The sequence below is a fragment of the Pseudocolwellia sp. G5-9 genome (genome assembly GCF_055808995.1).
This window is the reverse complement of sequence record NZ_CM147893.1, coordinates 3151100-3175013: the sequence shown is the minus strand read 5'-3', so window position 1 is coordinate 3175013 and position 23914 is coordinate 3151100. Positions and strand designations below refer to the sequence as shown.

The window sequence follows — 23914 nt, the reverse complement described above, 5'->3', positions numbered from 1 at the left end:
TAGTACTCCTTTAACTCATTACTAAATAGAGATAAAAACTAATAATACAGTCTATATATAAAAAGACCCATCATAATTGATAGGTCTTTTTTAATATAAATAGCAATTGTATTTATTATGGAATAGCAAACAATGCTAGGTTATCGATATGATAGACAATACCAGCTATTTGGAATCTTAAACGAACAGAAACATCTTCGTTTTCCCAATCAGGTGTACCTGTTGCACTATCTGTATTAAGCATTACACGTACAGCACTATTTACCGTGTTGCTCCATGTACTTGCAGAAAAGTTATAAACCTCACCAGATGCTGTTTCTAATTTAACTTCAAAACCTGTAGCTACATCAACAGGTGCATTAGTTGGGTGTATGTCTAATTGCAACATGTAACGACCACCTGCTTTCACAGCTCCTGCTTGAACAGGTAACACAACTTCAGAGGCAGATGCATTATCCGTTGTATCAACAGTTAAAGCATACGTACCACTAGTAACCTCTGTAGCCGTATCAGTAACACCAATAACACCAACACCATTGTTAGTAGGTACGACACCATCTTCAAATGAAGAGGCGTTCATAGTTAACATGTTATTGGCATAACCGTCGATATCAGTAATATCAACAATACGTAGATCATCTACATAAGCATCGCTATCAGAACAACAAGTTGGCCCATTTAATGATTGAAATAATGCATCCGGCACAATAGTCCCTAAATCCCAATCAAACGTTGTGAATACTTTTGTCGTTTCAAGCCATTGAGTTGAGTCATTTACCCACTGTCTAACCCCAGCTTGCCACCATGCTCGAGTACCACCGTAAACATTAAAATGAAGGAAATTAGCATTGATGTCTTCAGTTGTTTGGGTCCAACCTCCGTAGTAATAAATACGGTCAGCCGTAGCTGGCCAATTTATTTCAAGGCCCAGTCCTTTTTCAAGAAAAATACTATTAGAACCTGAATGAGCTGAATTAGTTGATACAACTGGGTTTGCTACCACTCCATCATAAGTGATTTTTCTCCAACCAATATTGCTTGGTAAATTACCTGCTGGTAAACCTTCAAAATCTACTGATGCGCCATTATTAACTAAAATATTAGACTCTACACCATTAACGACAATCGCTAATGAACGTTCACCATCAGAAGTGTTTCCATTTGCATCTTCAATTTGGTAAGTAAATTCAAACGACATATTAGCGCCTGCTGCAATATCGGTTAAAAATGCATTAGGAGTAAAGGTTAAATTATTACCCTCTAATTTAGCGCCATACATCAAAGCTTCAGCACCATTTAATTTAACGTTTTTAACTATTATAGCGTCACCTTCACGGTCAACTACATCAGCAACTAGATCATAAACTTTTGATGTGTCTGTTTCGTTTAACTCATCATTTAAAAAATAACTACTAATTAATGGTGCACCAGGAACATCTTTAACACCCAAAATATTAATCATTAAGTTTCGAGTTAAATCGTGATTATGATCGCTAATTTGATATGTATAATTAAGTGTTACTTTTTCGCCATCTGCGACTTGGCTAGCAATACTTGCTATATCTAGCACCAACTCATTATTTTCATTGAGTGACGAAGGCAAAACAAAGCGGTTATCTGCACTTGCGACAAGGTTAGATGCAGTTAGTGGCTCACCATCAGCATCACTAGCATTTATTAATAAGTTTAAAGTGCCAGTACCTGCATCCTTAGTGTAATTACCCACTAAATCACCGATAATTATAGGTGCGACATCTTCACCTGTCACAGACAGTGTTGCTGTTCGAGTTGATGTTTCAGTTCCATCAGAAACATCATACGAAAATACAACAGTTTTTGTTTCACCAGTATCTAATGTACTAGCCAACGCAGAAGGACGTACAAATATTGCATTCCCTAAAAATTCAAAGCCAGTCAAATCATCTGTATCTGCAGTAAAATTAGTCACAAATAACACGTCACCATCTGCGTCAGTAACACCTGCAGCGCCGTTATTAGTATTTGCCTCTTTTCCTGATGCAGTCCCTAATAAATAAATTCGTTCACCATCATCTGTTTCATGAGCGGTAAATTGAATGTTACTTGAAACAACAGGAGCCACATTTGAAGTTTTTACGTCTGGTTTATAGGATTCATCACCACAACCAAACAGTGCTGTAGATATAGCACCAATTAGTAAAGATTTTTTTATAATTTTCATAGTAAATTACCATTTTTTTTAAAAAGGTGTATAAACTTCACAGAGCTACACACCTATTTTAATTAATTTTAAAAGTTAGCGCGTACACCTAAACGGAACGTTCTGCCTGTTTTAAATCGAGTATAAGTACGCGATTTAGTTGCATCACCTTCTAATGGGTTACCTTCGTTATATTCAACATATTCGAAGCCCTCTAGATTATCAGCTGCAACGCGTTCCACGTTTAACGTTCTACTTGTAAAGTAAGTTCTAAACTCGGCATCAGTTAAATTAACTGCTTGAAAACTAATTGTTACTGCGTCATTAACTTTATAAGACGCTGATAAATCTAGTGAATTACGCCCTTCATTCCAAAGGCTACCTCTGTTCCAAGTTCTACCACTTTGACCAGTGTTAAAATCAGTTCCTACCAATGAATCAGAAGTACCACGATAACTTAACCTAACTTGATGACCATTCTTCTCCCAGAATGTAGTTAAGTTATAAGAATGCTTAGGTGTATCTGCAACTGGGTACTCAGGTAAAGGTTCGCCATTTGAGCCGATCTGAGCATCATAACTACTGTCTTGATATGTATAGTTAGCTGATACACCTAGACCACTGAAAACCCCTGGTAAAAAGTCATACGTTTGAGAGTAACCAAGCTCTACACCCGTAATTTCAGCACCGTCACCATTAATACGTTTATTAATATTATATTCATCACATAACAAACCTAAATCATCTGAAAGAGGAATAGGTAAACTTTTATCGAATGGTGAACCAGCCGTTGCTGTTAATCCGATACAGTTATTAAGATCGTCACCTTCAAATAAATATAATTCATTAGGGTTAACTGCTTCACCAGCTGTTACTGCTGGTCTAAAGTCGTCAAGATAAGCTTGGAAGGTTTCTGTCGTTTCGAAGTTAGACATATCCTTATTAAAAATCGCAACACTCAACATAGATGAAGGATTAAAATACCATTCCAACGATACGTCTATATTTTTTGACTCTAATGGATCTAATCTTGTATTAAACTGAGTTAATCGACTGTTTATATTAGAAGTTTCACCACTCCAGTAAGAGTTTTGAGTTAAAGAAAAACCAGGTCTTAATGAATCTATTTTAGGTCTTGTCATTGTTTTAGATATGGCAAAACGGGCTACTAGTTCTTCAGAAATAACATAATTAAGATTCAAACTCGGTAATACATTTGTATATTTATATGAATCATTTGTAGGTAAAGACATTACCTGATTATCTGTTAAGGCTGTAGATGTATAACCTGTAGTATCTAAAGCGCCAGCAACACTTCCATCCCATGTGAATGGAGCTGTAGTTAAACTAGGATCACCGAATTCATTTTGATGACTACCACTAGCATCTGTATAACGCCACATATTTATCCAAGTAGCATTAACAATATCCTCACCTGCATTAGCATGTCCTTCAGGATACGTTTTAATAGTAGGGTCAGCTGAAACTAGAGAAAACCAATCAGCATAAAATGGGTCATGACATGGTCCAGCATCAGGTATACGTGTCCAACCTGATGGATCTGGACCTGAAGAGGTATCCCAACCTAAACCATCTACTCTGTTATATTTGTGTGCATAACCTGTATCGCTAGTATCATACTCAGGACATGCTGGTAGGCTTGTGTCACGTAATTCTTTTAATTTAGTAAAGTCAAATTCACGGGCAAGACTATCACCACCAAAACTCCACCATTGTGCACCAGCATAACCTTCAGCCTCAACTTCTGTTTCTACATAACGAACACCAATATCACCGGTTAAATCGCCATCTAAAAACTCGAAGTTAGCTTTAAAGTAAACTGATTTAGTATCAAGTTCTGTATTTCTTGTTTCTGTATTGTTTGGTGTTCTTATTACATCTTCATTATCAAAAAGAAGATCAAGAGCACTTCTAATATTAATAGGAGATAAGCCTTGAGTTACATTGTCGCTTTCATAACCTAAACTTTCCATAAAGTCATCAACACCGCTGCCACCTTCTCTAGCGATCAAGCTTGCTCTAATGCTTCGAATATCACCATTATTAATAACAATAGGTTGACCAGTAATAGGATCTTCTAATACTTCGGTTGCAGACGTTGAAGTGAATCGGTAGTTTTGATTATCAACATCTTTTTTACGTTGGCTAATTTTCGCACCGAATTCAAATTGAGTGATAGGACCTAGCTCAACATCCCAATCAAAATCTATTTGAGCATTATTTAGTGTATCTTCAACTGTCACATCTCTTTGAGAAATACTGCTTAAGTTAAAAACATCTAAATCAGAAGGGTTAAACCCTGTTAATACATTAGTGTTATCGTACCATGCAGCTCGACTAATACCTTCTTCATCTGTATAACGATCAAAAATTTCAGTACCAAGATCCATAATGGCTGTACCTGCCACTATTCTACATTCTCCGGTAGTACAATCATAACCAACTGGTTGTGCATCTCTCCCTGCATCAACTAATAGTTGAGCTGGAGCTTGCCCAAAGTTTTGCAGGTTACTAAAAGCATTGTAAGGATCACTCTCGCTTTTACTTTTAGAATGGCCTAATGCAACTGACATTTTTAAATCGTCAGTAATGTATTGATCTATTTTTAAGGTTGTACTTAAGTTAGTTTCTTCTGTCGCATTATTCGTACGACTAACGTCACCAGCTGCAAAACGAGTAGTATTCTTAACTAATGTATTAGTGTCTGTATCTACAACCAACCAATCAGCAAACGGGTCTGTAAATGTTGAAATATATTGAGCATCATTATTATTGTTGAGGTTATTTTCTCCCTCAAATAAGCCTGGACTACTTGCAGTAGAACGACTTTTGATAGTGTCATTTGTTCTGCGACGATCTTGTTTACTATATGTTAGGTCGTATGAAATTTCAGTCTGGTCAGTTGGGATCCATTGAAGACCTAGCGTCAAGCCTTGACGATCAGAAGTATCTTGATGAAGTGAATATTCAGTACTTTGATGCTCAATTGCAATAACGTCACTGATTACATTACCATTCAGGTCAGATGCTGTTCTAAGTGTGCTAGACTCAATAAAGTCACCCACTCGATATTGATCGCGACGTGTACTATTAGAGTCTTGATATGCGCTAAGTGCTAAACCTAAAGTGTCATCAAGAAAAGTTTCTGTTAATGTGAACTGAATTTTACTGTCTGTTTCATCAGCAAATTCATTATATCTTCCTTGTACTTCTAAGGTACGAATAGGATCTTTGTCCACACGGTCTAATGGTTTAATAGTAACTAAGTTAACGCTACCACCTAAAGAGCCTTCATCATGATCAGCACTAGGAGTTTTAACAACTTCTAATCTTGAAAGTGCGTCTGCCGAATAAGAGCTTAAATCAACCGCTTGGTTAAAATCTGTTGATGTTAATTGTTGTCCATTAAGACTAATATTATTTTGGTTAGAAGTAGCCCCACGAATTGTTATTTGAGAACCTTCACCTTGATTTTGAACAATCGATACACCTGTAATACGACCTAAAGCATCAGCTATATTTTGGTCTGTATTTTTACCAACATCTTCAGCGTTAATTGTATCAACTACGTTTTTAGAAAATCGTTTATCATTGAGGGACTTTATTAAACTACCACGTAAGCCCGTAACTTCAATGACTTCAATTTGCTCTTGTTCTTGCTCTGCCTTAGCCTTAGCTATTTTTTTCTCATCTTCTAGTGCATCCTGTGCGTTAGCACTAGCACTCAAAACTGAAAAAACAGCTAAGCAAACAGCATTAAATTTAAACTTTTTACTTGCGTTCACTTTGTATCTCCCATAAACATTCTATTTATAATTATTTAATTCTAGCAAATGAACAGCAATTCCATACCCAACATATGAAATTAACCACTTATGACACTCTAGTGCCGCGACAACATGCTTGTCAATCTTTTTTTGTTAACAATACACAATAAAGATCTGTTTATATTGCGTTTAATTTATAGCCAACTTTAAATAAGTTGTTACATTTTATAATGTTAATATGTTTTAAATAAATTATTTGTTTATATTGATATCTATTACAAATTAATAAACATTTTTTATAATAAATTGATATAACTGCTTTTTAGGTTTAATAGTAAAAAAGCAACGTAAGTGTTCACTTCATTAATATTAGATTAATTAATAATATTAACAATGCTAGTCACTATACTTATCTAAAACGCAGTCAATCAAAGATTGAACATTTTTTATCTATGTAAAAACAAAAAATATCACTCATAACGTAACAAGCAATTATAAGGAAATACCATGAAAGCATGGTTTGTAAAAAGTAATATAAATGGAGTATTTTTAATATTTATCAGTTTGCTTCTAGCTGGGGTATCAAAAGTAACTCTGGCTAACAATTTAGAACATGCGTGGGCTATTGATGAAGGAACAGGAAGTATTGTTGCTGATTCAACTGGTAGTAACGATGGTTCTGTACAAGGTGCAACGTGGATAACAACGGGCTATCTAGAAAACGCCTTACAGTTCAATGGAGTAAGTGATTCTGTTGAAATATCAGGCTCCGCTATTAATACTATGTCTTCATTCTCTGTTGCCGCTTGGGTTAAGTTAGACTCAACCTCAGGTTGGCAAACCGCAGTCTCCCAAGATGGGGTAAACCTCAGTGGTTTCTTTTTACAGAAAACCCAGTTTGACAAGTTTGCATTTTCGATGCTTGATAGTGATTCAGTTACTGCTAATGTAATTCGAGCTGAAGCCAGTTTTAATCCTCTACCTAATACTTGGTATCACTTAATTGGAATGTATGATGCAACTGCTCAGGAAATAAGACTGTATGTTAATGGTCTCTTGGCGTCAAACCAATCATTTACAACGCCTTGGAGTGCTTCAGGCGATACAGCTATAGGAAGAGGACAATGGCTAGGCGAAAATGTTGATTACTTTTCTGGCGCGATCGATGAAGTGAAAGTTTATAATGATGCGCTATCAGGAACAGAAGCAAAAAACTTATTTTCAACAGGTAATATTCAAGGTGCGCTTTTCAGTGATGATTTTAATGACGGAAACGACAACGATTGGACAATATATGATGGAGTTTGGCAAATAAATGACAATCAATATCACGTTAATAGTGGCCCAGGTTATAAGTCGGTAGCAGATAACGTTAATGTTACTGATTTTGAATACGAAGCAGACATCACTTTAAATTCCTCAGGTAATGCAGGAGTTATATTTCGCATCATCAATCCTAGCATTGGTGCTGACTCATTCAGCGGCTACTATGCAGGAATTGAAGACAATGGAAATATCACGCTTGGCAAAATGGATAATAATTGGACTTTATTACAGTCTGTAGCTGCGGGAATTAAAACAGGTGTAACCTATCGATTAAAGGTTATCGCTATTGGCTCCAATTTGCAGGTTTATCTCGATGGTATTCCCCAAATAAATATCAACGACACTAGCTACACATCTGGCAGTATAGGGGTGAGATCATTTATGGCCAACTCATCATTTGACAACCTTATTGTAAAAGCAGCTAGCGACGGGAACTCTGTCTGGATTGAACCAGTGTGGACTAAAGGAACGGCTGCTTTGATGACAGACTTTTCTAATAACCTGTCTCCTGACAATGTCCATCAAGACTACCCTAGAATGCAAATGACTCGCACAGAATGGGACAATTTAAATGGAATCTGGCAAGTGAAAGAAGGAATTGCTGGAGAGATCCTCCCCAGCAATCAAAACTTTCCTCAAGCTGTGCTTGTACCTTTTGCGATTGAATCTGCCTTATCCGGTGTAATGCAAGGCTGGGATCACCTTTGGTATCGCAAAGTAATCAACATCCCCACCAATTGGCATGATCAACGAATCCTATTACATTTTGGAGCGGTTGATTTTGAATCCGAGGTATTTGTCAATGGTCAAAGTCAAGGTATCCATAAAGGAGGTTATGATTCATTTTCTTATGATATTACGGATTCATTGAATTCAACGGGCAATCAAGAAATTATAGTTCGTGTTTTTGATGATACAGGAGCAAGCAGTCAAGCTATAGGAAAACAAGCAGAAACCCCTCACGATATTTTTTATACTGCAACAACAGGAATTTGGCAAACAGTATGGATGGAGCCTGTGCCAGCAAGTCATATAGATAGTATTAAACTGACTCCTAATATTGACAACAATACTGTAAGTCTAATCATTAATGTCAAGGGTGATACGAACGATCTTCTAGTCGATGCATCGATAACATCGGAAGGTATGTCGGTAGCTTCAGCAATAGCGCAAAATGTAGGTTCTGAATTTACTATAACTATTCCAAATCCCACTCTATGGTCTCCCGATAATCCCTTTCTCTACGATCTGAAAATTGACTTGAAAAATGGAAACTCGATCATTGACTCCGTAGGTAGTTATTTTGGAATGAGAAAAATTTCTATAGTGGCTGATGGAGGTTACCAGAAAATGTACCTCAATAATCAATTTTTATTCCAAAGAGGCCCATTAGATCAAGGATACTGGCCTGACGGTATCATGACGGCACCAAATGATGCAGCACTAAAGTATGATTTAGAAATAACCAAAAAGTTAGGCTTCAATATGACTCGCAAGCACATAAAAGTAGAGCCTGACCGTTGGTACTATTGGGCAGATAAGCTAGGACTATTAGTGTGGCAAGATATGCCAAGTAGAAATCTAGATCTGCGAGGTAATGAAGATGTTATGTGGGAACAAGAGCTGCAGATCATGATGGAAAAACTTCATAACCACCCCTCTATTATTATGTGGGTAATTTTTAACGAGCAATGGGGGCAGTTTCTTGAGGAAGGTTCTAATCGCGTTACTGATTGGGCTATTTCCTTTGACCCAAGCCGAGTAGTAAGCCAAACAAGTGGCTGGGAAGATTATAATGGAGGACACGTCAAAGATAGTCATTGCTATCCGGGCCCATGCGTTCCAACAGATGCTGAAACAGCAGGACGTGTTAAAGTTAACGGTGAATATGGAGGGATCACTTACGAAATTCCAAATCATTTATGGCAAATAGGTGGTGGGCATACTTATGCTGGACAGGTGTTCGACGATCTAAACTTCTTCGAGTCTTATGGTAGTAAAGTTAAAACACTTTACGAGTGGAAAGATACACAAGGATTGAGCGCCTATGTTTATACACAACTCACCGATGTAGAAGGAGAGGAAAATGGTCTTCTAACCTACGATCGAAAACGGATAAAAGGGAATGATCTGGCTCGCCTCAAAAAGTTGAATCAAGGAATACCTTTAACCTTCAATGACATTGTTCCAAGCGCTAAAAATCAAGCGATCAGTTGGCAATATACCACCACTGCTCCTAGTGCAGGTTGGCAAGCAGTTGAATTTAATGATTCGTCTTGGAAAACAGGCGACGCAGGTTTTGGTACTGTAGAAACACCAGGTACAGTTGTAAGAACAGTTTGGAATACAGCTGATTTATGGATGCGTCAAACGTTTATATTAGATAATTTAAACTCTCAACAATTAGATAATCTATATTTTGAAATCCACCATGATGATGAAGCGCTTGTTTATATAAACGGGATATTAGCAGGAGAGTTTAACGGATATACCAGTGGCTATTCTCATATTAAGATGACTGCGGCAGCAAAAGCCGCACTGAACTTAGGTGGAAATAATGTTATTTCTGTTCATACTCATCAAACTATTGGGGGACAATACGCTGATATAGGTATTGTTGAAATGGTTCAGTAGCAAATCACTAAACTAATACCAAGTTAATTGATTGACGACTTAAAGATAATTAAAAAATTTATAGGCACAGATTTCACGTTCCACGTAATTTGTGCCTAATTTTTTGGCCCAACTGAAATCTGTATCTTGAATTGATATCGCTCAAGTGCTCTGAAATACGCCTCTTGATTGATAACGGGTATATATCAAGAATACTAAAAACTAGCCAATAACATCATATAAATTATCGTTTTCTACGATTTGACTGAGCGCCTAGCGCTTTCTTTCTAGCATTTTTTTTAGACGGAGGACTTTGTTTTTTTCTTCCACTTTTAGGTGGCTTAGTCAGGTCAGGTTCATAGCCAGGCAACCACTGTGGTAACAATTGTGTATCAAGAACATCTTCAACCGCCTTTAACAGCCACTCTTCATCCGGACTCATGAGTGATAAGGCTAAACCGGCTTTACCTGCTCTACCCGTTCTTCCAATACGATGAATATAATCTTCAGCTACATAGGGTAATTCGTAATTAATAACGTATTGTAAATCGATAATATCAATACCGCGCGCAGCAACATCTGTCGCAACAAGAGCTCTTGTTTTGCCTTCTTTAAATTCAGCAAGGGCTTTATCTCGTGCGCCCTGCGATTTATCGCCATGAATAGATTGTGTTTTAATCCCATCTTTACACATTTCTTTTGCAAGCTCATCAGCGCCTTGTTTAGTACGTGTAAAAATCAGGACTTGTCGCCAGTTTTTAGAGCCAATTAAAAAAGAAGTTAACTCGCGTTTTCTGTCCGCATCTACGGTATATACAATTTGCTCAACATCTTTTGCTGCTGTATTACGTTCACCCACTTCGATTAATTGAGGATCATTTAATAAGGTTTTACTTAGCTTAAAAATACTGTCGTCAAAAGTTGCTGAAAACAGTAAGGTTTGACGCTCAGCAGGCACTCTTTTTAAAATATTAGTAATCTCATCTTTAAAGCCCATATCTAGCATTCTATCGGCTTCATCAAACACTAAGTACTGTAAATCAGCCAAAGTCAGCGAACCATTAATTAAGTGGTCTAATAATCGACCTGGTGTAGCAACAATAATGTCGGCACCCGCATTTATAGCTTCAGTTTGTGGTTTAATACTTACACCACCATAAACAAGCACTGATTTAATATCGGTATATTTAGCGTAGGTCTCTATATTTTTAAATACTTGCTGAGCTAACTCACGCGTAGGTGTTAAAACAAGAGCTTTAACAGTACGCGTTGTTTTTTGAGATAATAAATGATGCAAAATAGGGAGCGTAAAAGCCGCGGTTTTACCTGTACCTGTTTGTGCTCCAGCCATAACATCTTTATGTTTTAAAATAACAGGAATAGTGGCAAGTTGAATAGGAGTAGGCTTTTCATAACCAGACTCTTCAATTGCTTTTAATAAAGCAGGATTTAACGCTAAAGAGGTAAAGCTCATACAATTTCACAACAATAAATTTTTAATGTCGCTATTGTATCAGAGAAGTTTCAACATTGAGTAATGTAGCTAATTTTTACAATTAATGTTCTTGATAAAATAGCCATTTCTAACGAACCTCTTATAATGTTCACCTCTGCAAAAAGGTTGAATGATTATGGCAAAAAAATATTTAATTTGGGATTTACCTCTTAGGCTTTTTCATTGGGTATTAGTGCTAACAATATTAGGTGCTTGGTATACCTCCGATCAAGACAACGATTTAATCGATTATCATCTTATTTTTGGTTATGTCGCACTGGGATTGATGCTGTTTAGAATATTATGGGGATTTATAGGTACGACTCATGCTAAATTTAAACATTTTATTCCTACACCAAACAAACTAATAAACTATATAAAAAATAAAAACGATCAACAATCAGCGGCTTATCCAGGACATAATCCATTAGGTAGTTTAATGGTTGTATTTATGTTAGTAATAATTTTACTACAAGCGATAAGTGGCTTATTTATGAATGACGATATATTTACATCAGGCCCTTATTACGGAGAAGTTACTGGCAGTCTTGAAAAAGTTATTACCTTTTTCCATCGTAATAGTTTTAATGTGATTTTAGCGGCAATAGCCTTACATATACTTGCCATTATTTTTTATAAGGTTGTTAAAAAGAAAGCATTAGTTGCTTCAATGATCACAGGAAAGAAAAGCTCTGAAGAAGTATCTGAAAAAGATGCAATAAAGCATTCAAAAATTATTATTGCGATTATAACAGCTATAGCTGTTGCGGCTTTTGTATATTGGTTAGTTATTATAAATGCTCCCGTAATAGAAGAATATTATTAACTCACTGATTAAATAGACAACTTAAACTTAGATACTAAAAAGCGCTGCTATTATTTCTAATAGCAGCGCTTTTTTATCATTTTTAAAAACTATTTAGTCGACTTTAAAATCATCATGACAGCCGCCACAAGATTTTCCTACTTCACCGATAGCTTTTTTAGTAGCAGATTCATTACCTAACTTTGCAACTTTTAATAAGTCGGCTGAAGCTGATACTAATGCTTCTGTACGCTTTTCAAATAATTCAGGTTTGGTCCAAACATCATTTGAAGCTTCTGTTTTAACTTTAAAACCTGATGTATTGGTACTCATATAATCGGCAATCATTAATGATAATTGATTAATGCGTAAAGCATGTTTTTCTACCGCTTTAGCATCAAATGGCATTTTACCTTTTGCCATAGCGCCTAACGGGCCCATATTGCTACCTAGCAAACCAAATACGGCTTGACGTGTATGAGCAGTTTTTTCAGCTTGCTTTAACGACTTGGCGGTATCTGCCATTGCTGATGCAGCAACAACAAATGAAGATGCAACGACTATACTTGTTAATATTTTTTTCATATTGATTAAATCCCTCATTAAACTAACTTTACTCGTAGCTTAAATGAATACTCACTTAAGAGTAAACTTATTTATTATATTACTACACATTAAAAAGTAACATTTGGTTTCATTATTTTTTTCTTAATTCATCTTCTAACTCATCAGGGTATAACACAACACCTTGCTCGTTAGTGTTAGGAAATACAACGATGGCGAGTTCATCATCTAACAAACCTTGTGTCCAGCGGCTATACCATTTATTTAGGCTTATAGCTTCCGCTTTACATGTATTCCATTCCTCATTAATCCATAGTTCAGCTGTTTCTTTTGAAGGCCAAACCGGCACGCAATCTTCATCTTCCGTATTTAACATGACACAACCATGCTCATCGGTTAGTATCCAAATAGTTTGATGCTCACGCACCTCTTTTAAAAAATAGGTTACTCTACTCTCATCATTAAGGTTTAGTATTTTATGTAAATTGTTTTCGTTAGCCATATTCCTAACCTTTTAAAAGTTTAAATGGCAAAAATTTCCATTTCATCGCCTATTTTCTTTCTCATTTCCATCAATTTTATCGCTGCATTATGCTGAGAAATATCTTCTTCAGTTTCAGGAATGTATTCTGGAATTTGAATTTTTTGACCTGTTTCATCAACCGCAACCATAATAACAATACAGTGGGTGGTTTTACGACGAATAAGAGACTTCGGATCACATGCATTTACTTCTAACGCTATGTGCATTGATGACGTTCCCGTATAAATAACTTTAGCTGATACTTCAACCAAACTACCAACATGAATAGGTGCAACAAACTTAATACCACCCGCATATGCAGTAACACAGTAACGACCACTCCAACCTGCTGCACATGCGTAAGCGGCTAAATCGATCCATTTCATTACGGCGCCACCATGAACTTTACCACCAAAATTTACATCTTGTGGCTCAGCTAAAAATCTTAAGGTGATATCTCTTTGTGGTTTGTTCATCTTTATTTCTCTTTGTAATGAATAGCTAATAAATAGTATATGTTTTAACTAAGCAGTTTTCGTTCCACTTTAATATAACCTCAAAATAGCGATTATCCTATTTAATGCTTTAATAATGGCCTTAAAACAGACAAAATTGAACAATTAAAAATCAATGTGTTTCTATTGCACCATAAAGATGCATCGCATGATAATAACAGGAATAATAAATGAAAATTTGGGTAGATGCTGATGCATGTCCTATCGTAATAAAAGACATTCTTTTTAGAGCCGCTGAACGAGCAAAAATTGAAGTTACACTTGTTGCTAATCACTTCTTGAAAACACCACCTTCTAAGTTTATTAACTTTGTTCAAGTCAATTCAGGGTTTGATGTAGCCGATGACGAAATAGTGAAAAGAGCCGAGGTAAAAGACTTAGTTATTACGGCTGATATTCCACTTGCGGCTGAAGTCGTTGAAAAAGGTTGTATTGCTTTAAATCCTAGAGGCGAACTGTATACAACACACAATATTAAACAAAAGCTTAATATGAGGGATTTTATGGATACATTAAGATCTAGCGGAATTCAAACAGGTGGCGTACCACCAATTAGTCAAAATGATAGACAAGCCTTTGCCAACAACTTAGACAAATGGCTTGCTACAAATCACAAATAATAGATTTACCTTGATGCTGAATAGGGATCTTTTGAAGCACTCTTTTGTGCATTAGGTTTACGAGCCGAACGGCTTTGTGGGTTACTCCCTACTTTATGATTTTGGTTTTTACTTTTAGGCTTATGCCCGCGCGCATTATCTGCGGATCTTTGACCATCTTTATGTTCAAAGCTCGCTTTAGGTTTTTTAGATCGTTGTTGTTTTAATGGTCTTAGTGTTCTTGATTCTGGTAATTCGTTAAACGGTGCAAAGCCTTCGTATATTTCACGGGGAATAAATTTCTGCATAACGTGTTGTATGTCGTTGAGTAAGTCTATTTCATCTGCACATACCAATGAAACAGCATGACCACTAGCACCTGCTCGACCTGTTCTACCTATACGATGAACATAATCTTCGGGTACATTAGGTAATTCAAAATTAACCACTTGTGGTAGTTGGTCAATATCAATTCCGCGCGCTGCTATATCTGTTGCAACTAACACACTAATAGTACCTTCTTTGAAGTTAGCTAAAGCTTTTGTACGTGCTCCTTGGCTTTTATTGCCATGAATTGCCGCTGCTTTTATCCCAGCACCTTCTAAAACTTTAGTTAACTTATTAGCACCATGTTTGGTTTTCATAAATACCAGCACTTGTTGCCAATCATTATCTTTTATTAGCTGCGTTAATAGCTCTGGCTTTTTCTTTTTATCTACCGGATAAACCAATTGTGAAACTGATTCAGCCGCTGAATTTTTAGGTGTGACAGAGATTTCAACAGGATTATTAACTAAACCACGAGCAAGATCACGAATATCGTCAGAAAATGTTGCTGAGAAAAGTAAGTTTTGTCGCTGTTTAGGTAAAAATGACAATATTTTCTTTATATCTCTAAGAAACCCCATATCAAGCATTCTGTCAGCTTCATCTAATACCAATACTTCAAGCTGATCAAATCGGATGGCTTTTTGATTAAATAAATCTAACAACCTACCAGGCGTGGCAATAACTATATCCGCACCTTGACGTAATCTCATCATTTGAGGATTAATTTTAACACCACCGAATACTACTGTAGAACTTAGTGATAAATACTTACTATAAGTATCTACATTGACAGCAATTTGAGCGGCTAACTCACGTGTAGGCGTTAAAATTAAACTACGCGCTTGGTTAGGTTTTGCTTTATTACCTTTAGATAGAATTTCTAATATAGGTAAAGTAAAACCTGCAGTTTTACCTGTACCCGTTTGAGCAGCAGCCATAACGTCTTTTCTAGACAATACGGCAGGAATAGCTTGTTCTTGAATAGGGGAAGGGTTTTCATAACCTTTTTCAGATAAAGCGGTAAGAATTTCTGTCGAAAGGCCTAAAGATGTAAAACTCATAATATACTCAATTCACTATATACCGCCAATCGCGGCGCTGAAGCTTACATTATAGTAGTAGTTAAGGCAATTTACTTACAACGATCAGGTTTTAATTCTTTATCGTTATATAGGCAAATCTGTTACTTATATTACGAGTAAATAACTGGTAAAGTTACGCTAATGGATTTTGTTACACGTCATTATCTTAATGATATAAAAGGTATTTCATGCTTGATGCTGTATGTTATGAAAAAAATATTTTAATTATAGATGGCATTCGCCAATCCCGAGAAATATTAAAGCAATTTGCTCAAAGTATTAATGCACTCCGTATTGATACAAGTCAGCACGCCCCAGATATTATTTCTAAATGCGAAAACATTGGCTACGATGTAATTTTACTCGGTTACGATTTAGGTGAAGACCGTAAGAATGGTCAACAAATATTAGAAGAGTTACGGGTTAAAAATTTAATATCACGTCATTGTACAATTATTATGATAACAGCAGAAATATCACAATCTATGGTATTAGCTGCTTTAGAACACAAACCTGATGATTACCTTACAAAACCCTATACTTTAGGTGAAATATCAACGCGTTTAGAGAAATGCCTACGAAAAAAGAAAGCAATGGCTCCAATTTATACGGCTATGGATAACAACAATTATAATGATGTTATTACCCTAGCTAATGCAATGGCAGAAAAAAATAATCTATATAAAAATGAATGTTTAGGTATTATTTCACGCCAATACTACGAACTTGAACAATATGATCTTGCAAAAGAAATTTATTTATCTTACGAAAATGAAGAAAACTGCCAATGGGCTGTTATAGGTTTAAGCAAAATCGCCATAATCAATAAAGACTATTTAACAGCAAAAAACTATTTAAATAAATTAATTGAAAGCTATCCCCATTATCTTTCTTCTTACGACTGGCTAGCAAAAACTTATCAATTACTAGAGGAACCTATAGAGGCTGAACGTATACTAGAAAAAGCCATTGGCATTTCGCCTAGATCAGTTCCTCGTCTGAAAAAATACGCTGAACAGTGCTTAGCTAATCAAAACTTCGAAAAAGCAACTAATGCTTATAAAAACACACATGATTTAGCCTATCACTCTATTCATCGGAAACCAGAAAATACAATTAATTTTGCAGAAGCACTTTTAGAATATGCCGATCAACTCTCGACTTATCAAATTAAGCAACTCAACACCAAGGTGTTTAATGCATTAAAAAAAATGACACGAGACTTTAAACAACCAGAACTTAAAGTAATCTCATTGTTATTAACCTCTCGTTTGCATGATAAAGTTAAAGATTTTTCATTATCCTTAACAGCATTAACCGAAGCAGAAAGATTACTCAAAAAAGAAAGCGATAATTATTCAGCAAAAGGTACGTTATCAATAGCCAAATACTTAATATCACTTAATAAAAAAGAAATGGGCAAAAACCTAATTAACGCGCTAGCTGAATCAAACCCTGACGATACTGAATTAATGCTAGAGATATCAAAAATTATTGAGCAACCCATCAGTGACAAAAATAAAGCAGAAGCACAGATTGCATTAGAAATTGGTACTAATCTTTACCGAACAGGCCATTACAAATTAGCTATTGATAAATTAACTCAAGCATTAACACTATTCCCTTATCATATAGGAATAAAATTAAATCTTTACCAAGCCATTATTGTTTCAATTGAACACTTAACAGCTAGAGATAAAGACATAATCAAAGCGAAACTCCTAACAAGAGAGTTTAATCAATTATCAGTCAATTCAGAATCGTACTTTAGATATCAGAAATTAAAAAAGAAATATGATGAAGCAATAGAAAAAGAAGCTTAAACAACAATTAATACCAAACGCATTAATGAATTGACCTATTTTATACGAAGAATAAATTGTCAAATACACAAGTTCACCGTTTCAGACCGAACCTAAGCATCTACGTCATATAGGTGAGGCATTTATTTTAATAAGAAGTGTTCTAATTATTAAATAACAATGTAATTGGCCATTAAGGCAAGTATAAATAATGAATGGGTTATTGCGATTGGTATAATATGGCTAAGAAAAAATGGTGGAGGGAGGTGGATTCGAACCACCGAAGGCTGAGCCGTCAGATTTACAGTCTGATCCCTTTGGCCACTCGGGAACCCCTCCACGGGGTAACCTATTACTAGGTTGAAATAGGCGTTTAGCAATGTCCTACTCTCACATGGGAACTCCCACACTACCATCGGCGCTAATGCATTTCACTTCTGAGTTCGGAATGGGATCAGGTGGGTCTACATCGCTATTGTCGCTAAACAAAACTTTAGAATTTAACAAACTTAAGAAATTTACTAAATTCTAGAGTTTAAAAGCCCGTCACATCAGTAACGGGCTTTTAGTATTAGAAGCCTAGCAATGTCCTACTCTCACATGGGAACTCCCACACTACCATCGGCGCTAATGCATTTCACTTCTGAGTTCGGAATGGGATCAGGTGGGTCTACATCGCTATTGTCGCTAGACAAAAAAGGTCAATCTTGAAAGCCTTTCAACAAAAAATTATTTTCATTGAACTATAAATACGTTTTAATCTCTTATTCGCACATGTGTACGTGTCACTCATAGAGTGTGTCAAACTTCATACAAAACTATTTAGGTGTTGTATGGTTAAGCCTCACGGGCAATTAGTATCAGTTAGCTCAAGGCCTCACAACCCTTACACACCTGACCTATCAACGTTGTAGTCTCCAACGACCCTTTAGGGAGCTTAAAGCTCCAGTGAGAACTCATCTCAAAGCCTGTTTCCCGCTTAGATGCTTTCAGCGGTTATCAGTTCCGAACGTAGCTACCGGGCAATGCTATTGGCATAACAACCCGAACACCAGCGGTTCGTCCACTCCGGTCCTCTCGTACTAGGAGCAGCCCTCTTCAATTCTCAAACGCCCACGGCAGATAGGGACCGAACTGTCTCACGACGTTCTAAACCCAGCTCGCGTACCACTTTAAATGGCGAACAGCCATACCCTTGGGACCGACTTCAGCCCCAGGATGTGATGAGCCGACATCGAGGTGCCAAACACCGCCGTCGATATGAACTCTTGGGCGGTATCAGCCTGTTATCCCCGGAGTACCTTTTATCCGTTGAGCGATGGCCCTTCCATACAGAACCACCGGATCACTATGACCTACTTTCGTACCTGCTCGACGTGTCTGTCTCGCAGTTAAGCTGGCTTATGCCATTGCACTAACCGTACGATGTCCGACCGTACTTAGCCAACCTTCGTGCTCCTCCGTTACTCTTTGGGAGGAGACCGCCCCAGTCAAACTACCCACCAGACAGTGTCCCCAAGCCCGATGAGGGCCCTAGGTTAGAACATCACGCATACAAGGGTGGTATTTCAAGGTTGGCTCCAACACATCTGGCGACGCATCTTCAAAGCCTCCCACCTATCCTACACATGTAGGAGCAATGTTCACTGTCAAGCTATAGTAAAGGTTCACGGGGTCTTTCCGTCTAGCCGCGGGTATACGGCATCTTAACCGCAATTTCAATTTCACTGAGTCTCGGGTGGAGACAGTGTGGCCATGATTACGCCATTCGTGCAGGTCGGAACTTACCCGACAAGGAATTTCGCTACCTTAGGACCGTTATAGTTACGGCCGCCGTTTACCGGGGCTTCGATCATGAGCTTCGCAGAGCTAACCCAATCAATTAACCTTCCGGCACCGGGCAGGCGTCACACCGTATACGTCATCTTTCGATTTTGCACAGTGCTGTGTTTTTAATAAACAGTTCCAGCCACCTGGTTACTTCGACTCTCCTGTGCTTACTCCGCAAGGGATTCACACCAGAGAGCGTACCTTCTCCCGAAGTTACGGTACTATTTTGCCTAGTTCCTTCACCCGAGTTCTCTCAAGCGCCTTAGTATTCTCTACCTAACCACCTGTGTCGGTTTGGGGTACGGTTCCTATATATCTGAAGCTTAGAAGCTTTTCCTGGAAGCATGGCATCAATGACTTCATCTCCGTAGAGACTCGTCTCGACTCTCAGTGTTAACAGCAACCCGGATTTACCTAAGTCACCCACCTACAATCTTTCACACGGACTACCAACGCCGTGCTCACCTAGCCTACTCCGTCCCTCCTTCGCAATATATAGAAGTACAGAAATATTAATCTGTTTCCCATCGACTACGCGTTTCCGCCTCGCCTTAGGGGCCGACTTACCCTGCCCTGATTAACATGGGACAGGAAACCTTGGTCTTTCGGCGGGGGAGTTTTTCACTCCCCTTATCGTTACTCATGTCAGCATTCGCACTTCTGATACCTCCAGCATGCTTTACAACACACCTTCAACGGCTTACAGAACGCTCCCCTACCACTTGAACCTAAGTTCAAATCCGCAGCTTCGGTGACTAGTTTAGCCCCGTTACATCTTCCGCGCAGACCGACTCGACTAGTGAGCTATTACGCTTTCTTTAAAGGATGGCTGCTTCTAAGCCAACCTCCTAGCTGTCTATGCCTTTCCACATCGTTTCCCACTTAACTAGTACTTTGGGACCTTAGCTGGCGGTCTGGGTTGTTTCCCTCTTCACAACGGACGTTAGCACCCGTAGTGTGTCTCCCGCATATCACTCATTGGTATTCGGAGTTTGCAAAGGGTTGGTAAGTCGGGATGACCCCCTAGCCTTAACAGTGCTCTACCCCCAATGGTGTTCGTGCGAGGCTCTACCTAAATAGATTTCGGGGAGAACCAGCTATCTCCCGGCTTGATTAGCCTTTCACTCCGACCCACAAGTCATCACCGCATTTTTCAACATACGTGTGTTCGGTCCTCCAGTTGATGTTACTCAACCTTCAACCTGCCCATGGGTAGATCGCCGGGTTTCGGGTCTATACCTTGCAACTAAACGCGCAGTTAACACTCGCTTTCGCTACGGCTCCCCTATTCGGTTAACCTTGCTACAAAATATAAGTCGCTGACCCATTATACAAAAGGTACGCAGTCACCCGACTAAATCGGGCTCCCACTGCTTGTACGTATGCGGTTTCAGGTTCTATTTCACTCCCCTCACAGGGGTTCTTTTCGCCTTTCCCTCACGGTACTGGTTCACTATCGGTCAGTTAGGAGTATTTAGCCTTGGAGGATGGTCCCCCCATGTTCAGTCAACGTTTCACGTGTGCCGACCTACTCGATTTCATGGTAAGTTTATTTTCGTGTACGGGGCTATCACCCTGTATCGCTCTACTTTCCAGTAGATTCCACTAACTTACAAACCACTTAAGGGCTAATTCGCGTTCGCTCGCCGCTACTAACGAAATCTCGGTTGATTTCTTTTCCTCGGGGTACTTAGATGTTTCAGTTCTCCCGGTTCGCCTCGCTACCCTATGTATTCAGGTAGCGATACCCGCCTTACGACGGGTGGGTTTCCCCATTCGGATATCTTTGGCTATAACGGTTTTTATCACCTCACCAAAGCTTTTCGCAGATTAACACGTCCTTCATCGCCTCTAACTGCCAAGGCATCCACCACATACGCTTAGTCACTTAACCATACAACCCTAAATAGTCTCGAAAGAATATTAAGTACACCGTGGTGACTAAACCACAGTAATTGTAAAGTCTGACATTTTCACGCACACATTGTGTGTCTTGAATAAGAGTTGATAACAGTTCCTTATAAATAAGAAGCTTGTTATCGGGTTGATCACATTTCCGAGGAGGAAACATGACCACCATCATCACTTCCCGATAAAAGAAGTAACAATAGCTTGGTATTTATACGTTACAAACAACAGCGCGACACCGTTGAGTGCTATATAAATACCGGTATTTATATCAGCTTTCCAGATTGTTAAAGAACTTAATCTCAGCACGCATTCGGCTAAAATTTTGGTTTGACCCCCACGGATGGAGGAAAACCCGAGAAACGTACGGAACGTTTCCGGTAAAAAACCAAACTTAATGTGTTCACTTAGAACAAGTTAAGTTTGGTCTCTTTCTTTTGAAGAAAAAGTGGTGGAGCTAAGCAGGATCGAACTGCTGACCTCCTGCGTGCAAGGCAGGCGCTCTCCCAGCTGAGCTATAGCCCCATATTTTATGAGGTGTGCACTTCTTCTATTTCGTTATCAGGCAATTTGTGTGAACACTCTTGGTACAGGATGTACCTGTGTCGATTAGCCACGGATGGCAAATAATCGACCTAAATAAATCTTATACCCATTAAAACGTTTTACTTCAAGATAAGGAGGTGATCCAACCCCAGGTTCCCCTAGGGTTACCTTGTTACGACTTCACCCCAGTCATGAATCACAAAGTGGTGACCGTCCTCCCGAAGGTTAAACTAGCCACTTCTTTTGCAACCCACTCCCATGGTGTGACGGGCGGTGTGTACAAGGCCCGGGAACGTATTCACCGTAGCATTCTGATCTACGATTACTAGCGATTCCGACTTCATGGAGTCGAGTTGCAGACTCCAATCCGGACTACGACAAGCTTTGTGGGATTCGCTCCACCTCGCGGTATTGCTGCCCTCTGTACTTGCCATTGTAGCACGTGTGTAGCCCATCCCGTAAGGGCCATGATGACTTGACGTCGTCCCCACCTTCCTCCGGTTTATCACCGGCAGTCTCCTTAGAGTTCTCGCCATTACGCGCTAGCAAATAAGGATAGGGGTTGCGCTCGTTGCGGGACTTAACCCAACATTTCACAACACGAGCTGACGACAGCCATGCAGCACCTGTCACTACTTTCCCGAAGGCACGAAACCATCTCTGGTAACTTAGTAGGATGTCAAGGGATGGTAAGGTTCTTCGCGTTGCATCGAATTAAACCACATGCTCCACCGCTTGTGCGGGCCCCCGTCAATTCATTTGAGTTTTAACCTTGCGGCCGTACTCCCCAGGCGGTCAACTTAGCGCGTTAGCTACGCCACCCACAGATCAAGTCTACAGACGGCTAGTTGACATCGTTTACGGCGTGGACTACCAGGGTATCTAATCCTGTTTGCTCCCCACGCTTTCGTGCCTCAGTGTCAGTATTTGTCCAGGTAGCCGCCTTCGCCACTGATGTTCCTTCCAATCTCTACGCATTTCACCGCTACACTGGAAATTCCACTACCCTCTACAATACTCTAGCTTGCCAGTTCAAAATGCAGTTCCCAGGTTGAGCCCGGGGCTTTCACATCTTGCTTAACAAACCACCTACGCACGCTTTACGCCCAGTAATTCCGATTAACGCTTGCACCCCTCGTATTACCGCGGCTGCTGGCACGAAGTTAGCCGGTGCTTCTTCTGCGAGTAACGTCACAGATGCAGAGTATTAGTCTACACCCTTTCCTCCTCGCTGAAAGTGCTTTACAACCCGAAGGCCTTCTTCACACACGCGGCATGGCTGCATCAGGCTTTCGCCCATTGTGCAATATTCCCCACTGCTGCCTCCCGTAGGAGTCTGGGCCGTGTCTCAGTCCCAGTGTGGCTGATCATCCTCTCAAACCAGCTAGAGATCGTCGCCTTGGTAAGCCTTTACCTTACCAACTAGCTAATCTCACTTGGGCTAATCAAATGGCGAAAGGTTCCGAAGAATCCCCTCCTTTGGTCCGTAGACATTATGCGGTATTAGCAGTCGTTTCCAACTGTTGTCCCCCACCATTAGGCATATTCCCAAGCATTACTCACCCGTCCGCCGCTCGACGCCGAATAGCAAGCTATTCTCGTTTCCGCTCGACTTGCATGTGTTAAGCCTGCCGCCAGCGTTCAATCTGAGCCATGATCAAACTCTTCAATTATAAATCGTTTGTGCATCTTGCGATGCTGCTCAATGAATTCTGTCGTGTTACCAACCGAAGTCAGTAACTACATAAAACGTACAATTTGATAAATCAAATTATACTTTTTTGTGTGACATCAACATAAGCTGTTTTACGTCTTTCTTATTACCTAAGTAATAAAACCGACTATGTAAAATCAATCTTAATGTGAGTGTTCACACAAATTGCATGATAACTAATTTTTAAAGAAAGACTTCTTTTTATAAAAGAAGCAAGAGGTTAATCGCATTCGTTAAGCTCTTGTGCTGCAGGCCTTGCCTGAAGCGAGATGCGCATTCTACGCGTCTCAGTTTT

Annotated in this window: 11 protein-coding genes, 2 tRNA genes and 4 rRNA genes; 4 read left to right on the top strand and 13 right to left on the bottom strand. The window is 38.9% G+C overall.

Annotated elements, in window-relative coordinates:
- Positions 1 to 115: 115 nt before the first annotated feature.
- Positions 116 to 2200 (bottom strand): Ig-like domain-containing protein, encoded by a 2085-nt coding sequence (locus tag AC0L5Q_RS13755; protein WP_473609658.1) that lies wholly within the window; start codon positions 2198 to 2200, stop codon positions 116 to 118.
- A 68-nt stretch (positions 2201 to 2268) separates the two neighbouring features.
- Positions 2269 to 5985: a TonB-dependent receptor domain-containing protein gene (locus AC0L5Q_RS13750; protein WP_473609655.1), complete on the bottom strand. Its 3717-nt coding sequence runs from the start codon at positions 5983 to 5985 to the stop codon at positions 2269 to 2271.
- A 489-nt stretch (positions 5986 to 6474) separates the two neighbouring features.
- On the opposite strand from AC0L5Q_RS13750, the gene AC0L5Q_RS13745 reads away from it, so the two are divergent.
- On the top strand, positions 6475 to 9927 hold the full coding sequence (locus AC0L5Q_RS13745; RefSeq protein WP_473609651.1) for a LamG-like jellyroll fold domain-containing protein: 3453 nt from the start codon (positions 6475 to 6477) through the stop codon (positions 9925 to 9927).
- Positions 9928 to 10150: 223 nt separating this feature from the next.
- Here AC0L5Q_RS13745 and AC0L5Q_RS13740 read toward each other — a convergent pair whose 3' ends face one another.
- On the bottom strand, positions 10151 to 11380 hold the full coding sequence (locus AC0L5Q_RS13740) for a DEAD/DEAH box helicase (protein WP_473609647.1): 1230 nt from the start codon (positions 11378 to 11380) through the stop codon (positions 10151 to 10153).
- Between the two features lie 157 nt (positions 11381 to 11537).
- On the opposite strand from AC0L5Q_RS13740, the gene AC0L5Q_RS13735 reads away from it, so the two are divergent.
- On the top strand, positions 11538 to 12227 hold the full coding sequence (locus tag AC0L5Q_RS13735) for a cytochrome b/b6 domain-containing protein (protein WP_473609643.1): 690 nt from the start codon (positions 11538 to 11540) through the stop codon (positions 12225 to 12227).
- Positions 12228 to 12320: 93 nt separating this feature from the next.
- Here the strand turns inward: AC0L5Q_RS13735 and AC0L5Q_RS13730 are convergent, their stop codons facing one another.
- The 3 genes from AC0L5Q_RS13730 to AC0L5Q_RS13720 form a co-directional block, all read right to left on the bottom strand.
- Positions 12321 to 12791: a c-type cytochrome gene (locus AC0L5Q_RS13730; protein WP_473609640.1), complete on the bottom strand. Its 471-nt coding sequence runs from the start codon at positions 12789 to 12791 to the stop codon at positions 12321 to 12323.
- Positions 12792 to 12903: 112 nt separating this feature from the next.
- Entirely contained in the window at positions 12904 to 13272 is a 369-nt protein-coding gene (locus AC0L5Q_RS13725) for a DUF2750 domain-containing protein (RefSeq protein WP_473609637.1), read from the bottom strand.
- A 20-nt stretch (positions 13273 to 13292) separates the two neighbouring features.
- Positions 13293 to 13769: an acyl-CoA thioesterase gene (locus AC0L5Q_RS13720; protein ID WP_473609633.1), complete on the bottom strand. Its 477-nt coding sequence runs from the start codon at positions 13767 to 13769 to the stop codon at positions 13293 to 13295.
- 209 nt (positions 13770 to 13978) lie between these two features.
- Here AC0L5Q_RS13720 and AC0L5Q_RS13715 point away from each other — a divergent pair, with 209 nt between their 5' ends.
- Positions 13979 to 14428 carry a YaiI/YqxD family protein gene (locus AC0L5Q_RS13715; protein ID WP_473609629.1) on the top strand — a complete coding sequence of 150 codons (450 nt, stop codon included), beginning with the start codon at positions 13979 to 13981 and terminating at the stop codon, positions 14426 to 14428.
- Positions 14429 to 14433: 5 nt separating this feature from the next.
- Here AC0L5Q_RS13715 and AC0L5Q_RS13710 read toward each other — a convergent pair whose 3' ends face one another.
- A complete protein-coding gene (locus AC0L5Q_RS13710; protein WP_473609626.1) occupies positions 14434 to 15798 on the bottom strand; it encodes a DEAD/DEAH box helicase in 1365 nt (454 codons plus the stop codon).
- A gap of 209 nt (positions 15799 to 16007) precedes the next feature.
- Here AC0L5Q_RS13710 and AC0L5Q_RS13705 point away from each other — a divergent pair, with 209 nt between their 5' ends.
- A complete protein-coding gene (locus AC0L5Q_RS13705; RefSeq protein ID WP_473609623.1) occupies positions 16008 to 17642 on the top strand; it encodes a response regulator in 1635 nt (544 codons plus the stop codon).
- A gap of 233 nt (positions 17643 to 17875) precedes the next feature.
- On the opposite strand, the gene AC0L5Q_RS13700 is transcribed toward AC0L5Q_RS13705, so the two are convergent.
- From AC0L5Q_RS13700 to AC0L5Q_RS13675, 6 genes are all read right to left on the bottom strand, one after another.
- A tRNA-Tyr gene (locus AC0L5Q_RS13700) sits at positions 17876 to 17960 on the bottom strand.
- A 32-nt stretch (positions 17961 to 17992) separates the two neighbouring features.
- A 5S ribosomal RNA gene (rrf, locus tag AC0L5Q_RS13695) occupies positions 17993 to 18107 on the bottom strand.
- Positions 18108 to 18198: 91 nt separating this feature from the next.
- A 5S ribosomal RNA gene (rrf, locus tag AC0L5Q_RS13690) occupies positions 18199 to 18313 on the bottom strand.
- A 141-nt stretch (positions 18314 to 18454) separates the two neighbouring features.
- Positions 18455 to 21345 (bottom strand): 23S ribosomal RNA (locus AC0L5Q_RS13685).
- 463 nt (positions 21346 to 21808) lie between these two features.
- Positions 21809 to 21884 (bottom strand) — tRNA-Ala (locus tag AC0L5Q_RS13680).
- Between the two features lie 151 nt (positions 21885 to 22035).
- Positions 22036 to 23578, bottom strand: a 16S ribosomal RNA gene (locus AC0L5Q_RS13675).
- Together the 16S, 23S and 5S rRNA genes with 2 tRNA genes alongside form the textbook arrangement of a ribosomal RNA operon.
- Positions 23579 to 23914: the final 336 nt, after the last annotated feature.

What these genes read in the sequence shown, in the direction of transcription:
- AC0L5Q_RS13755 (WP_473609658.1), bottom strand. Translation starts at nt 2,200, where the DNA reads ATGAAAATTATAAAAAAATCTTTACTAATTGGTGCTATATCTACAGCA.
- AC0L5Q_RS13745 (WP_473609651.1), top strand. Translation starts at nt 6,475, where the DNA reads ATGAAAGCATGGTTTGTAAAAAGTAATATAAATGGAGTATTTTTAATA.
- AC0L5Q_RS13740 (WP_473609647.1), bottom strand. Translation starts at nt 11,380, where the DNA reads ATGAGCTTTACCTCTTTAGCGTTAAATCCTGCTTTATTAAAAGCAATT.
- AC0L5Q_RS13735 (WP_473609643.1), top strand. Translation starts at nt 11,538, where the DNA reads ATGGCAAAAAAATATTTAATTTGGGATTTACCTCTTAGGCTTTTTCAT.
- AC0L5Q_RS13730 (WP_473609640.1), bottom strand. Translation starts at nt 12,791, where the DNA reads ATGAAAAAAATATTAACAAGTATAGTCGTTGCATCTTCATTTGTTGTT.
- AC0L5Q_RS13725 (WP_473609637.1), bottom strand. Translation starts at nt 13,272, where the DNA reads ATGGCTAACGAAAACAATTTACATAAAATACTAAACCTTAATGATGAG.
- AC0L5Q_RS13720 (WP_473609633.1), bottom strand. Translation starts at nt 13,769, where the DNA reads ATGAACAAACCACAAAGAGATATCACCTTAAGATTTTTAGCTGAGCCA.
- AC0L5Q_RS13715 (WP_473609629.1), top strand. Translation starts at nt 13,979, where the DNA reads ATGAAAATTTGGGTAGATGCTGATGCATGTCCTATCGTAATAAAAGAC.
- AC0L5Q_RS13710 (WP_473609626.1), bottom strand. Translation starts at nt 15,798, where the DNA reads ATGAGTTTTACATCTTTAGGCCTTTCGACAGAAATTCTTACCGCTTTA.
- AC0L5Q_RS13705 (WP_473609623.1), top strand. Translation starts at nt 16,008, where the DNA reads ATGCTTGATGCTGTATGTTATGAAAAAAATATTTTAATTATAGATGGC.